General features: G+C 39.2%; 15 protein-coding genes and 1 riboswitch. Of the genes, 4 read left to right on the top strand and 11 right to left on the bottom strand.

The features are described from left to right. From fabK to fabZ, 5 genes are read right to left on the bottom strand one after another with little or no spacing between them, the layout of a single operon-like run. Complete coding sequence (fabK, locus tag AC3B5S_RS04870) at positions 1 to 954, bottom strand: enoyl-[acyl-carrier-protein] reductase FabK (RefSeq protein ID WP_489756822.1); 954 nt, start codon at positions 952 to 954, stop codon at positions 1 to 3. Positions 955 to 956: 2 nt separating this feature from the next. Then, positions 957 to 1,205 carry an acyl carrier protein gene (locus tag AC3B5S_RS04865; RefSeq protein WP_489756823.1) on the bottom strand — a complete coding sequence of 83 codons (249 nt, stop codon included), beginning with the start codon at positions 1,203 to 1,205 and terminating at the stop codon, positions 957 to 959. A gap of 26 nt (positions 1,206 to 1,231) precedes the next feature. Continuing rightward, complete coding sequence (locus AC3B5S_RS04860; RefSeq protein WP_489756824.1) at positions 1,232 to 2,203, bottom strand: beta-ketoacyl-ACP synthase III; 972 nt, start codon at positions 2,201 to 2,203, stop codon at positions 1,232 to 1,234. A 6-nt stretch (positions 2,204 to 2,209) separates the two neighbouring features. Continuing rightward, complete coding sequence (locus AC3B5S_RS04855; protein ID WP_489756825.1) at positions 2,210 to 2,671, bottom strand: MarR family winged helix-turn-helix transcriptional regulator; 462 nt, start codon at positions 2,669 to 2,671, stop codon at positions 2,210 to 2,212. Positions 2,672 to 2,715: 44 nt separating this feature from the next. Beyond that, complete coding sequence (gene fabZ / locus AC3B5S_RS04850) at positions 2,716 to 3,156, bottom strand: 3-hydroxyacyl-ACP dehydratase FabZ (RefSeq protein ID WP_489756826.1); 441 nt, start codon at positions 3,154 to 3,156, stop codon at positions 2,716 to 2,718. Between the two features lie 194 nt (positions 3,157 to 3,350). Between fabZ and AC3B5S_RS04845 the strand changes: the two genes are divergently transcribed. Continuing rightward, positions 3,351 to 4,106: a biotin--[acetyl-CoA-carboxylase] ligase gene (locus AC3B5S_RS04845; RefSeq protein WP_489769401.1), complete on the top strand. Its 756-nt coding sequence runs from the start codon at positions 3,351 to 3,353 to the stop codon at positions 4,104 to 4,106. 200 nt (positions 4,107 to 4,306) lie between these two features. Here the strand turns inward: AC3B5S_RS04845 and AC3B5S_RS04840 are convergent, their stop codons facing one another. Both AC3B5S_RS04840 and AC3B5S_RS04835 read right to left on the bottom strand, forming a co-directional pair. Further along, entirely contained in the window at positions 4,307 to 4,570 is a 264-nt protein-coding gene (locus AC3B5S_RS04840) for a SemiSWEET family transporter (RefSeq protein ID WP_489756828.1), read from the bottom strand. 79 nt (positions 4,571 to 4,649) lie between these two features. Further along, positions 4,650 to 5,282, bottom strand: coding sequence for an NAD-dependent epimerase/dehydratase family protein (locus AC3B5S_RS04835; protein ID WP_489769400.1), 633 nt, complete (start codon positions 5,280 to 5,282; stop codon positions 4,650 to 4,652). Between the two features lie 74 nt (positions 5,283 to 5,356). On the opposite strand from AC3B5S_RS04835, the gene AC3B5S_RS04830 reads away from it, so the two are divergent. Continuing rightward, positions 5,357 to 6,106: a threonine/serine exporter family protein gene (locus AC3B5S_RS04830; RefSeq protein WP_489769399.1), complete on the top strand. Its 750-nt coding sequence runs from the start codon at positions 5,357 to 5,359 to the stop codon at positions 6,104 to 6,106. Positions 6,107 to 6,118: 12 nt separating this feature from the next. Next, a complete protein-coding gene (locus tag AC3B5S_RS04825) occupies positions 6,119 to 6,574 on the top strand; it encodes a threonine/serine exporter family protein (RefSeq protein WP_489769398.1) in 456 nt (151 codons plus the stop codon). A gap of 142 nt (positions 6,575 to 6,716) precedes the next feature. On the opposite strand, the gene AC3B5S_RS04820 is transcribed toward AC3B5S_RS04825, so the two are convergent. Together AC3B5S_RS04820 and mgtA are read right to left on the bottom strand one after the other, a co-directional pair. Continuing rightward, complete coding sequence (locus AC3B5S_RS04820) at positions 6,717 to 6,962, bottom strand: hypothetical protein (protein ID WP_489769397.1); 246 nt, start codon at positions 6,960 to 6,962, stop codon at positions 6,717 to 6,719. Further along, complete coding sequence (gene mgtA / locus AC3B5S_RS04815) at positions 6,959 to 9,601, bottom strand: magnesium-translocating P-type ATPase (protein ID WP_489790142.1); 2,643 nt, start codon at positions 9,599 to 9,601, stop codon at positions 6,959 to 6,961. Before mgtA ends, AC3B5S_RS04820 begins: the two co-directional genes overlap by 4 nt. 203 nt (positions 9,602 to 9,804) lie before the next feature. Further along, a riboswitch (M-box (ykoK) riboswitch) is annotated at positions 9,805 to 9,967 on the bottom strand. A gap of 209 nt (positions 9,968 to 10,176) precedes the next feature. Between mgtA and AC3B5S_RS04810 the strand changes: the two genes are divergently transcribed. After that, a complete protein-coding gene (locus tag AC3B5S_RS04810) occupies positions 10,177 to 11,613 on the top strand; it encodes a nicotinate phosphoribosyltransferase (protein ID WP_489790414.1) in 1,437 nt (478 codons plus the stop codon). An 81-nt stretch (positions 11,614 to 11,694) separates the two neighbouring features. On the opposite strand, the gene AC3B5S_RS04805 is transcribed toward AC3B5S_RS04810, so the two are convergent. Next, positions 11,695 to 12,087 carry a DUF3021 family protein gene (locus tag AC3B5S_RS04805; protein ID WP_489769395.1) on the bottom strand — a complete coding sequence of 131 codons (393 nt, stop codon included), beginning with the start codon at positions 12,085 to 12,087 and terminating at the stop codon, positions 11,695 to 11,697. Beyond that, a complete protein-coding gene (locus AC3B5S_RS04800; RefSeq protein ID WP_489769394.1) occupies positions 12,084 to 12,536 on the bottom strand; it encodes a LytTR family DNA-binding domain-containing protein in 453 nt (150 codons plus the stop codon). Before AC3B5S_RS04800 ends, AC3B5S_RS04805 begins: the two co-directional genes overlap by 4 nt. Positions 12,537 to 12,538: the final 2 nt, after the last annotated feature.

Here is a 12,538-nt window from a genome sequence, read left to right as displayed (position 1 = left end):
TTAATAGTCACCGCCTAAAAGCCGATCTGCCCGGGAATAAACATCTTCCAAGATCTCAGCTGCTGGTTGTTCTTTTTTAACCAAACCAGAGATTTCACCAGCCATATAAGCACCGGTCTTGGCATCACCATCTAAAACTGCACGCCGCAAACTACCATTACCTAATTCTTCAATATCACTATAATTAGGATGCTCTTTAGCGGCTTCAGCTTTTTCTAACTTCACATAAGTCTTAGCCATTTTGTTTTTCAAAACTCTAGATGGATGACCTGCAAAGTCACCGGTAACCATTGTGCTGGCATCATTAGCCTTCAAAACCGCTTTTTTATAAGTGGGATGAACTTTAGATTCGGTAGCTACTAAAAAGCGGGTTCCCATTTGGACACCTTGCGCACCCAGCATCATAGCCGCTGCCAAACCACGGCCATCACCAATACCACCAGCCGCAATGACAGGAATATTAACCGCATCAACCACTTGAGGAACTAAGGCCATTGTCGTTAACTTTCCAATATGACCACCAGATTCCATACCTTCTGCAATCACGGCATCTGCACCAACACGTTCCATCATTTTGGCCAATGCTACAGAACCAACGACTGGAATAACTTTGATATTAGCCGCTTTAAAGCGTGTAAAGTAATCGCCAGGATTACCAGCACCCGTAGTAACTAAAGCGATGCTGTCTTTATATTCCAAGACAACTTCCACCACTTCTTCAACATGCGGTGACAATAACATAACATTGACCCCGAAAGGTCGATCGGTTAAAGACCGCGCAATTTTAATCTCTTCGGCAATTGCAGAACCTGGTGCATTGCCTGCACCAATAATTCCTAAACCACCAGCATTGGAAACAGCGGCCGCCAATTTACCATCAGCGACCCAGGCCATTCCCCCTTGAAAAATCGGATATTTCAATCCCAGACTTTGAATAAATGGACTTAACTTCATGCTTAATCTTCCTTTGCTTCTAGTTGTTGCTTCACAAAATCAACTAGATCTTGCACAGTTTGAATACCATCTTCATTTTCAATTTTGATGTCAAATTCATCTTCTAATTCGTTGATTACTTCAAAAATATCCAAACTATCAGCATTTAAATCATCTTTGATATTAGCTTGTAAAGTAACTTCTTCTTCTTCTTCACCTGTTTGGTCGACAATAATTTCTTTGACTTTGTTAAAAATTTCTTGATCTGACATAATATAAAACTCCCTTATAATTAAAATTAATAAACTAACGCTAAACTACCGACGGTTAAACCTCCGCCAAAACCACTTAAGATCAACTTTTGCCCGCGTTGAATTTGCTTGTTTGCAACACTTTGCGCCAATAGTAATGGTACACTAGCTGCCGAAGTATTGCCAAATTCTGCAACATTCTGCAAAAACTTAGTTACGGGTTGATCTAAATGTTGTGCAATACTTTTAATAATGCGCCCATTTGCTTGATGCAATAAAAAGTAATCAATATCATTCACGTTCCAATTAGCTTTGGCTAAAACACGTTGAATGGAATTGGGTACTTCATGGGTGGCAAAGCGATAAACAGCATGACCATCCATCATAAAATAACGCTGTTGTGGATCAGTTTGATCTTGATTAAAGATCGAATTTAACGGCAAATACCCAGCTGTGAGTGCCGAACTTTGCGCACCTAAGGTTTGCAAATCCTCAGCCACCAATCCTGGATGCTTAGCATCAGCTTCCACCAAAACGCCTGCAGCACCATCACCAAATAAGACCGCGGTTGAACGATCTTGCCAATCAACCAATTTAGATAAAGTTTCCGCACCAATCACTAAACCACGTTGGTAAGTAGTTGCTAACAGTTTATCAGCCAAAGCTAAGCCGTAAATAAACCCCGAACAAGCTGCACTAATATCAAACGCAAATGCTTGATTGGCTTGTAACTTGCCTTGAACTAAAGCCGCTGTGGATGGTGTTTGATAATCTGGTGACATCGTCGCCACAATAATAAAATCTAAACTAGTTGCTGGTAAATCACTAGCTGCTAATAACTGCTGTGCTACTTGCAACGCTAAATCTGAAGTTTGTTGCTTTTGCGCAATGTGGCGTTGCTTAATGCCGGTTCTGGAAGCAATCCACTCATCCGAAGTATCCATAAACTTTGTTAGATCATCATTGCTGACAATCTTGTCAGGTACATAATAAGCTGTTTGCTTAATTCTCAATCCCAATCTGGATTACTCCTTTGTTTTATCGATATGCGCGGGAAATTCTAAAAAGGCTCGTAAATTGAGTAAGGCATGTTCAATAATCTCAACTTGGTTCTCGTCAAAGTTTTCAATAAACTTAGCTACCATTTGTCGATGAAACAAATCATGTGCTCGATAAACTAAACGGCCTTTTCTCGTCAAACCCAAACGCACAATTCGGCGGTCATCATCGCCATGAATCCGGACGACATAACCTTTACGTACCAAATTATTAACCATTGTCGTGACTGTACCAGGAGTAATCATTAACTCTTCTGCTAATTGCGAACTGGTTTTGTGATCATACATAGTAATTGCATCAATGGCGTGCATTTCTTTAACTGAAATGTCCTTAAAATCACTCTTTTTTAATTCCCGTTCTTCAACCCGCATAATATCAGTATAAACCGTGGTCAATAACCGGTTGATCCGTTGCATTTTATCTTTCATTCGTATTACTCCTATAGAATGTCAAAATAACTGCAACTAATCCGTTAACTACGAACCGCATCCTCGACAATAAACATTAATTCCGCTGTCACTGCTGGCTTATCATGAACCGACGCCACGCAACTAACCAAGCCAATATTTTGACGTTGTCTTTTTAATTCCACTTTTAACTGCAACTGATCGCCAGCATGAACATCAAACAAAAATTCAGCCTTCGGAATCCCACCTAAGTAAGCTGTTTTATTTTTAAAACTCGGTGAGCTCAAAATAAAAATTGAGGCTGCTTGAGCTAAGGTTTCAATAATCAACGTTGATGGCATCACAAATTGTCCCGGTCGATAACTGTCAACAAACGATTCATCAGCGGTTACGTTCTTCACCGCTTGAATTGATTTATCGACTTGCATGTCTTGCACTCCGTCCATGAAAAAGATCGGATATCGATTGGGAATTAACGCCCGTATTTCACTTGAATTTAGTTCCATTAAGATTCCAACAGCTCCTTTATTTTATTTCAAACATCAAACTGTTTGATGGCAGTATCATATTGCAACTTGCTTAAAATGTCAAATTTGACTATGATAAAGACCGATTTGAATAGCTTTTAGTTCGTCTCTTTTTACGTAATTATTTTATTTTGAAGCTCAAATTAGTTTACTCATGTGAGGTCTAATTAATTATGCAACATTTAACTTTGTTAGAACAACAATTAAACCAGCAGCTGCCGTTTTTAGCTCAGCAAATTGCCTGGTATGATCAAGTCACTTCCACCAACCAATTATTAAAGCAACAAGTCGCCCGCCAAAAAAAATTTTCACCTCAGCTAGTGATCAGTAATCAACAAACGAATGGCTATGGTAAAAAAGGGCGTAACTTTATTTCTCAAACTGGTGGCATTTATCTCTCACTTGGTTTAGCTTTACCCAAGTTAACTGCCCAAAATCAAGGACTCTTAACAACCGGTATTGCTTGGTGTTTAAATCAGGCCATTGAACAACAATGGCAACTCGAAACCCAAATTAAATGGGTCAATGATCTTTTAGTCAATGATCAAAAAATTTCTGGCATTTTAGTCGAACAGCCGCGTCCCCAAGTTGCTATTATTGGCATTGGTCTTAATCTTTATCAAGAGCACTTAGCAATTGGGGCCAATCTTTTGACCAAACAACCGACTGAGCAAGCAATCTGTCAGTTGATCATCCATTTATTGCAGCAAATCTGGCACTTCAAAGATCATTTTGCGACTGGCTTTTTCTTACCTGACTATCAAGACAAGCTGGCTTGGAAAAACCAGACAGTGCAAGTGCAAATGGGGCCAAAGGTCGTTTACGGCCAAATTGTCGGTGTTACTCAAAAAGCCAGTTTAATTTTACAAACCGCTCACGGCTTACAAGTCATTGCTAGTGGTGATGCCACGAAGGTGCGAACAATTTAATCAATCACTGACGTGGTGCTTATTTTCCTTCTCAAATTTGAGAATTTTATCATAATTAATTTTCAACATTCATCATTAAATACCTCAATTAGGTGACTTACCAAATTGTTGGTAAAATTAAAAAAGAGAAGTTGGGTAAAAAGAAAATATTCGTTGAAATTTACGAAAAATTCTTTTGATCCCCACTTCTCTTTGCTTTTTTACAAAGCTGTTAATACTGCCAAAGCCCCAAAAATCACACCGGCACCATTGCTAACAGCCAATGGATAATCACGATGATCTTTGAACAAAGCATAGATAACCCATAATAAGGTATTCAAGACGGTCGCTAGTGGCTGCGCTGGATTACCCTTCGCTCCATGTAAATTACTAATAATTTGTGGAATATAGGAAACATACATTAAAATCGCTGTTCCCGTAGCAATCCAGCCTAAAGTAGTCATAAATCTTTCTTTTTTTGACATCAACCTTACTCCTCCCAGTTCAGTAAAATAACAATAATGTTTTTAGTTTAAAACACCCTTGATTTAATTTACAGTAAAATTACATATTTTTTTCATGCAAGAAACGGCGCTGTTGCAAAAAGCTCACTTGCTGTTGCAAAATTTTATCAATTTCTTGACTAAACGCTATGCGGGTCATCGGCGCAATGGCTGGTAAATTACTCAGTCGTAATAATTGCGCCAAGCCCCAACTAGTTAGCCGTTGTCGATCATAAATTAAATTTGGATAGATAATCACTGCTTGCTGCTGTAACTGGTGTTTGACATACAGGGCTGTTTGATCTTTATAAAATAAATATTTTTTCAAGCCCCACGGCGCCCAATTGGCCGCCACATACAACATCTTCGTGGTTAATTGTTGTTGAACAATATAATCTGTCACAATCTTGGCTGGAGCGAAAGTCATCGTTTGATAAGTTATATTTTGCCGCGGCTGTTCTCGTAAAATTCCGACTAAATCAATTACCCAATCACATTGGTTTAACCAATATTGCCACTGATCATCGTGCAAAATATCAGTGCTTACAAATTGAGCCATTTGCTGAATATTTGTTGGCAAGTTTTGCTGCCCATGACGAGAAAAACTAATAATTCGCCAAGTCGGATGTTTGTGCAGCTGGCGAATCACTTGCTGTCCTAAATAACCGGATCCGCCCATAATTCCAACTTGCACTCTTTTCACCTCCCCCAAACAATTTAACGAATATAGTATAATAATGATTAATTAGTTTCAAAGAAGGTGCTTAGATGCAGCAAGATCAATTAATGGAAGTGTGTCTTTTAGCCGGACAGATTTTAGTGGAAGCCGGTTCAGAAATGTATCGTGTCGAAGATACAATGCGCCGCATTGCCTTTTGTGGTCAAGAAGTTGATAATGCCGCTTTCACCAGTTTAACGGGAGTTTTAGTCAGCTTTAAAAAAGCGCCATATACTCGTTTTTTACAAATTTCACGGCGCGGCATCAATATGAATAACATTACCAGAGTCAATACACTCTCCCGCCAGTACGAAGCTCAAGAAATTGATTTAGCTACCTTTGAGCAACAATTACGGCAAATCAAGCGCGATCGCCCCTTATTTTCCTTAGCAACGCAAACCTTTGGTGCGGGCTTAGAAAGTGCGTGTTTAATGATTATCTTCACGCAAAAATACGACTGGAAGGATTTTGTGAGTACTTTTATCATTGGCGCTTTAGGTTATTGGATCGCTATCGTAATTGGGCAACACAGTCGTTTGCGGTTCGTCGGCGAATTAATCGGCGCGTTAGTAATTGCCTTATTGGCTATGGGTGACGTTCATTTCTTTGGTGGTAAAAGTATCAATAACATTATCATTGGCGCCATTATGCCGTTAGTGCCCGGCGTCCCGATGACTAATGCTTTACGAGATTTGTTTGAAGGCAATTTGTTAGCGGGGATTGAACGCGGCATTGAGTCCAGCATGGTCGTTGGCGCCATTGCTGTCGGCGTGGGGATTGCTTTTTATTTAATTAGTTAAGGAAGTGCTAGCATGTATCACTTATTAGTACAAATCGGGTTAAGTTTTATCGGCACAGTGGCGTTTGGGCTCTTTATTCAAGTGCCTGTCAAAGCTTTAGGCTGGGCCGGATTTGCTGGCAGCTTAGGCTGGACCTGTTATTGGTTGTTGGTTCAAATTAATGTTGGTAAAATTGCCGCGAACTTTTTAGGGGCGCTAGTCGTCGGGTTAAGTGGACTAATCTTAGCACGGGTAAAAAAACAGCCCAGTACCATTTTTAACATTCCTGGACTCGTCCCATTGGTACCAGGCGCCAGTGCCTACCAAGCCTTGGAACAATTCATGACTGGACAACGTGACAGTGCCTTAACACAGGTTTTACATGTTACCTTATTAACCGGGGCCATTGCTTTAGGCTACGTTCTAGCGCAATTGATTGGGGAAGTTTGGTTTCAACATATCGCTACCAAATTGCGGCACCCAAAGTAAGTTAAATATTGTGCCAAATTTGAAAGCCAAAGAATGTCTATCAATTAAGACATTGTAGTGTTTCAACGAATAGGAACTTGTATCTAACTGTCTAACTACAATTAAGGACTCAAGCAAAAAATGCTTAAGTCCTTAATTTAGGTTAGTCTTCGGCTTTTAAGTGGCATTTGCTACAACATTTTTGCCAAATACGTTTTACAAATCGGTGTCCTTTAGTACTACAATCCACAATCATTAAACTGGCACCAACAATAAACAAACCTGCCAATAACCCTGTTGTCCACGTTACAGGTTGCACGAATAGCCAAGCAATTCCGATACATAACCAAGTTAAGGCAATAATTAATTGGGTAGGATAACGTAATTCAGTTTTCAACTTTGATTTCATAACAATTCTCCATAACGTTGGACGTAAATTCTTTTGACGATTGTTACTAATACTAAATAACAAACTACCGTTAATCCGAGTAACCACCAGAAATTAGTTGGCAAAGGAGCCAATCTTAAAAAGTGTCCAATGGCGGTAAACGGAATTAATGAACCAACCAGGACGGCCCCTATTGTGACAAGTAGTACTGGCTTAGCAGCACGACTTTGCACAAAAGGAATTTTCTGTGTTCGCAAAGCGTGCAAAACTAGAGTCTGCGTCCAGAGAGATTCTACAAACCAACCACTATTAAATATTTGCATAAATTCTTGTTGCGCCAAACCATGAACTTGTCCGAAAGTATGCCCCAGTACTTGTGGGCAAATCACAAAATACATGGCTAAATACGTCGTAATATCAAATAATGAACTCGTCGGTCCCAAAATTGCCATAAATCGGCCAATGGAGCGTGCCTCCCATTTGCGTGGAACTTTTAAATACTCGGGATCCATTCTGTCCCATGGAATAACTAAGCAGGACAAATCATAAGTCAAATTTAAAAATAGTAATTGTAATGGCTGCATGGGCAAAAATGGTAAAAAGATACTAGCACACAAAACGGATAACATGTTGCCAAAATTGGAAGAACACGTCGCTTTAATATATTTCATAATGTTACCAAAAGTTTGGCGCCCGACTAAAACTCCTTGTTCTAAGACCTGCAAATCTTTTTGTAATAAGATAATTGCTGCCGACTCTTTGGCAATATCAACAGCACTATCTACGGAAATTCCTACATCGGCAGCTTTCATGGCCGGTGCATCATTAATGCCATCACCTAAAAAGCCCACTACATGTTGATTTTTGCGCAAAGTTTGCACAATTAAAGCTTTTTGCTCAGGCCCGACTTTCACAAAAACGTTGGTTGTTTCCACCGCGCATTGCAACTGTTCAGGAGTTAATTGACTGACTTCTTGTCCCGTTAACACATTCTGTACTGCAAAATTAATTTTTTGACAAACAGCTAAAGTTACTAATTGATTATCACCCGTAATAATTTTGACTTGTGTGCCATACTCTGCCAAAGAAGATAATGCTTGTTTCACCGATTGCTTCGGGGGATCTAAAAAGGTTAAATAGCCTAAAAAGACCATATCTTGTTCATCAGCAACTGTTAATTTAGCATTAGTTGAGGCTTGAGGATTGGTTTTATAGGCCAAGCCTAACACGCGCAAGCCGGCTTGATTCAAATTCCTGACCTGTTGTTGCAATTGCTTTTGCCACTCAGGCGTCAAAGCTACCACTTGTCCTTGGTCCTCTACATAAGAGCAAATTTGTAGTATTTCTTCAAACGCCCCTTTGGTAACCATCGTGACAGCTTGCTGGGGCACCTGTACCACTGTACTTAAACGGCGCCGTTTAAAATCAAACGGTATTTCATCAATTTTTTGATAATTCGTAACTTCCAAATCCAAAGTTGTCGCAGCTTGGATAATGGCCTGATCCATTAAATTATTTAACCCCGTTTGAAACTGACTATTTAAATAGGCATACTGTAAAACGCGAGGATTGACCTGTTGATGCACGTCTAAATAATGTTCTAAAATAATTTGATCTTGGGTTAACGTCCCCGTTTTATCTGTACATAAGACATCCATGGCGCCAAAGTTTTGAATCGCATTTAAGTCCTTCACCACCGTTTGCTGTTTGGCCATTGTTAAAGCTCCGCGGACTAAATTAGTAGTCACAATCACGGGTAACATTTCGGGCGTCAAGCCAACGGCCGTAGAAACGCCAAACAATAGGGCTTGTAGCCAATTACCCTTGGTTAAACCATTGAGAACACAAACAATCGGGGCCATAATTGCCATAAACCGAATTAAGAGCCACGATGTTTGACTAATCCCCACATCAAAATTAGTCACAGTGGTTTTTTTGTTCGTTAATCCTTGAGTAACTTCCCCAAAACGCGTCTGCTGTCCGGTAGCCACAACCAAGGCCAAGGCTGTACCACTAACCACATTACTCCCCATAAAAATTAATGTTTTTAAATCAGTAATTTGCTCATAATGAGTGTCCGTTGACTGTACTACTTTTTCCACCGGATAACTTTCACCCGTTAACGCCGTTTGTGATACCAACAAATCGCGGGCTTGCAGCACTCTTAAATCTGCAGGAATCAAATCGCCAGCAGCTAATTTAACAATATCTCCGGGTACTAAATCAGCCAAAGCAATTGTTTGTAATTGTCGATCTCGAAAAACCTGGACATTAACCTGCACTAACGATTGCAATTTTTCCGCAGCATTGCTTGATTGAATGGACTGAATTAAAGTCATGGTGCCACTGACAATAACCATGACTAAAATAATTACAGTCGCCGTGAAACTTTTATCAGCTGGACTGGCTAAAACATAATCCGTCCAAAAAGAAATGACAGCTAAAACCAGCAGTACTAGTGTAAAAGGTGTAGCAAAAGCTCGTAAAAATTGGCGATACACGGGAGTTTTGTGGTGATAAATTAACTGATTACTCCCGTACTTTTGTTGAAGAGCTGTCACTTCTTGACTCGACAAACCGGTTGTTCGCGTGTGAAACTGTTGTTGCACCGCTTCCGGAGTTGCTTGAGCCAACTTCAATAATTCTTGATTTGATAACATCAAAAAAGACCTCCTTGTTTTTAAACAAAGGAGGCTCATAAACACCCATTGACTGCCTGATAAACTTTCATTGAAGTTGAGATAAAAAGAAAATCTTCATATTAGTAATACAAATAATGTTTCTTCATACCATGCCTAACTGACATTAGTCACAATTTCAATTGATACAGTCAAAAAAAGAAGCCGCAAAAAAATTATTCGCGACTCCTAAAATTTTCGTTTAGCACTACCCGGCGTAAAGACTTAGTCTAGCTACTTGGGAACTTGCCTTCGGTCGGCAAGTTCTGTCCTATACATTGGCGTTTCGCAACGTTTCTGTACAGTAGCATGTGTCCGAATAGGAGCCTCTTTTATTCTTTTAGTTAGTTATCAATTATATATAATACAAATGATAAGTTAACATAGCATAACGTACAAGTCAAGTATTCTGCTTAATCAATTAGAAATTAAGTAATTACCGGTGAAAACTACTCATGCTTTCCTAGTAATGCTATACTAGCTGTGATAGTTTTGACCGATTATTCAGACCATATTGGTTGGTTGAACTCTGTCAAAAAATTAATAAGGACAACTATATCATGAAAAATTTAGCAATGTTGACTGATTTATATGAATTTACCATGGCCAATGGTTATGATGCAGTTAGCAAAGACAAACAAGGCGTGTTTGACGTCTTCTTTCGCAAAGTTCCCGACAATGGTAGCTTTATTATCGCTGCTGGCTTACAGCAAGTTATTGAAGCGGTTGCAGATTTCCACTATACGGATGACGATGTTAAGTATCTCGCTTCATTGAACACATTTAGCCCTAGTTTTTTAGATTATCTCAAGAATTTTAAATTTGACTGCTCCATTACCGCAATCCCCGAAGGTACCCCAGTCTTTCCTCGCGAACCAATTATGACTGTCCAAGGACCTTTAATTCAAACGCAATTGTTAGAAACATTAATTTTAAACATTTTAAACCATGAATCCTTGATTGCTACAAAAGCGCGCCGGATTACTTTTGCCGCACACAACAAACCCGTGATGGAATTTGGTGCGCGCCGCGCCCAAGGACCGGACAGTGCCGTTAACGGTGCCCGAGCAGCAGTTATTGGTGGATGCACCAGTACTTCAAATGTCTTAGCCGCCCAAATGTTTAACATTCCCCCAGCTGGCACAATGGCACATGCTTGGGTAGAATCTTTCCCAGATGAACTTACCGCTTTTCGCCAATGGGCACAAATTTACCCTAACAATGCTTCCTTTTTAATTGACACATATGACGTCTTAAATTCGGGTTTACCTAATGCCATTACTGTCTTTCAAGAATTACAGCAAGGCGGCCAGCAAGTTCAAGGTGGGATTCGCATTGATTCTGGCGATATTGCACAACTAACCAAAAAAGCCCGTCAAGCTCTCAATGATGCCGGATTGTCTCAAATTAAAATCACGGTTTCAAACGCCTTAGACGAACGCGTCATTCAATCATTACTCAATGAAGGTGCACAAATTGATAACTTTGGTGTCGGGGAAAAATTAATTACCAGTGCTTCTTCCCCCGTCCTCAGTGGCGTCTATAAATTAGCAGCCGTCATTGACGACGGACAATTAATTCCAAAGATTAAAGTCAGTGATAATCGCGACAAGTTAACTTTACCAGGTATTAAGAAAACTTATCGCTTATACGACAAACAAAATCACCAAGCTTTTGCGGATGTGATTAGTTTAGCGGATGAAGTTTTACCAACTAATTTGTCAGTAGTGGACTCCAATCCGTTATCCGTTAAAAAGCAGGTTACTCTGGCCAACTTTGATGCTGAAGAATTATCACAACAAATTTTGGACCACGGTCATGTAGTCAAAAGCGAAACTGACGTGTTCAAAATTCAAAAACAATGTCAGCAAAAATTAGCGGAATTACCTGAAGCCACATTAAGAACGGTTAATCCTGATTTTTATCCGGTTTATATCACCACTAAATTGGCTGATTTACAAACCGAATTAATTCAACAAAGTTTAAACAACTAAGAAACAAAAACCACTGAGTAAGCCAGATTAAAAATCTGATTACTCAGTGGTTTTTTAATTTCTATACTTTATTTCTTTCCATCACTTGGACTTACGCTTTTGTAGCCGGGAGTTAATCCGCTGAACTTGCTGCTCACGGAGCGTTAAAATCACTAACCAAATAATAATATATGTCACTAGAAAAAGTACAATCGTCCAAACAGCAATAGGCCAATGACAAACTAGCATCATCATTAAAAATAAAATCAACATCAAAATGAAGTGTAATCCTAGTGCTATTAAAAATGGAAAGTCAGTATCCATCAAAAAAGATCCTTCACCCATTAATCCACTAAATATGAAAACGCCGCAAACGGTTAGTAAAGAAATATTGATTTCATGAGGAATACATGCCAAAACTAGCAAATAAACCATTGATCCAAATCCGACCCCTGTAATAAACCGTTTGACAGCTTGACGTAATATTTTTATCATAAGCCCAACTTCTTTTCTAATTCTATTAAATACTTCCGCGAAACATCAGTCTTTAAATTAAATTGTAAAATAGCCACCATATTGCCAGCAAAACCCGTTTCCAGTGAATCCAGATAATCCAGATTAATGACACAATGTCGTGAAACTTGAATAAAATCAGCAGTTAATTTTTCTAAAACTTGATATAAATGGCCTTTAGACTCAATGACAGTTTCTTTAGTATAATAGGTTAAATTTTTACCCTGTACTTCAATTTTGATTAAATCTTTCATCTTAATTGTCAAAATCCGATCTGCTATTTTAATCGGTAATAAAGTTTGTTCCTGTAACTCATATTGCTTAATGTAGGATAATAAGTTATCAACCGCCAGTGACTCAGCACCCGCCTTAAGTTCTACCGCAATCTCGTCTTTATTCAGGCCAGGGTCAATGTGTACGCTAATTTTCAAAT

The organism is Bombilactobacillus sp. ESL1094, from assembly GCF_058107425.1.
This window is presented reverse-complemented; position numbering and strand designations above follow the sequence as displayed.

What these genes read in the sequence shown, in the direction of transcription:
- AC3B5S_RS04820 (WP_489769397.1), bottom strand. Translation starts at nt 6,962, where the DNA reads ATGAAATCAAAGTTGAAAACTGAATTACGTTATCCTACCCAATTAATT.
- AC3B5S_RS04840 (WP_489756828.1), bottom strand. Translation starts at nt 4,570, where the DNA reads ATGTCAAAAAAAGAAAGATTTATGACTACTTTAGGCTGGATTGCTACG.
- fabZ (WP_489756826.1), bottom strand. Translation starts at nt 3,156, where the DNA reads ATGGAACTAAATTCAAGTGAAATACGGGCGTTAATTCCCAATCGATAT.
- fabK (WP_489756822.1), bottom strand. Translation starts at nt 954, where the DNA reads ATGAAGTTAAGTCCATTTATTCAAAGTCTGGGATTGAAATATCCGATT.
- AC3B5S_RS04805 (WP_489769395.1), bottom strand. Translation starts at nt 12,087, where the DNA reads ATGATAAAAATATTACGTCAAGCTGTCAAACGGTTTATTACAGGGGTC.
- mgtA (WP_489790142.1), bottom strand. Translation starts at nt 9,601, where the DNA reads ATGTTATCAAATCAAGAATTATTGAAGTTGGCTCAAGCAACTCCGGAA.
- AC3B5S_RS04855 (WP_489756825.1), bottom strand. Translation starts at nt 2,671, where the DNA reads ATGAAAGATAAAATGCAACGGATCAACCGGTTATTGACCACGGTTTAT.
- AC3B5S_RS04865 (WP_489756823.1), bottom strand. Translation starts at nt 1,205, where the DNA reads ATGTCAGATCAAGAAATTTTTAACAAAGTCAAAGAAATTATTGTCGAC.
- AC3B5S_RS04830 (WP_489769399.1), top strand. Translation starts at nt 5,357, where the DNA reads ATGCAGCAAGATCAATTAATGGAAGTGTGTCTTTTAGCCGGACAGATT.
- AC3B5S_RS04825 (WP_489769398.1), top strand. Translation starts at nt 6,119, where the DNA reads ATGTATCACTTATTAGTACAAATCGGGTTAAGTTTTATCGGCACAGTG.
- AC3B5S_RS04845 (WP_489769401.1), top strand. Translation starts at nt 3,351, where the DNA reads ATGCAACATTTAACTTTGTTAGAACAACAATTAAACCAGCAGCTGCCG.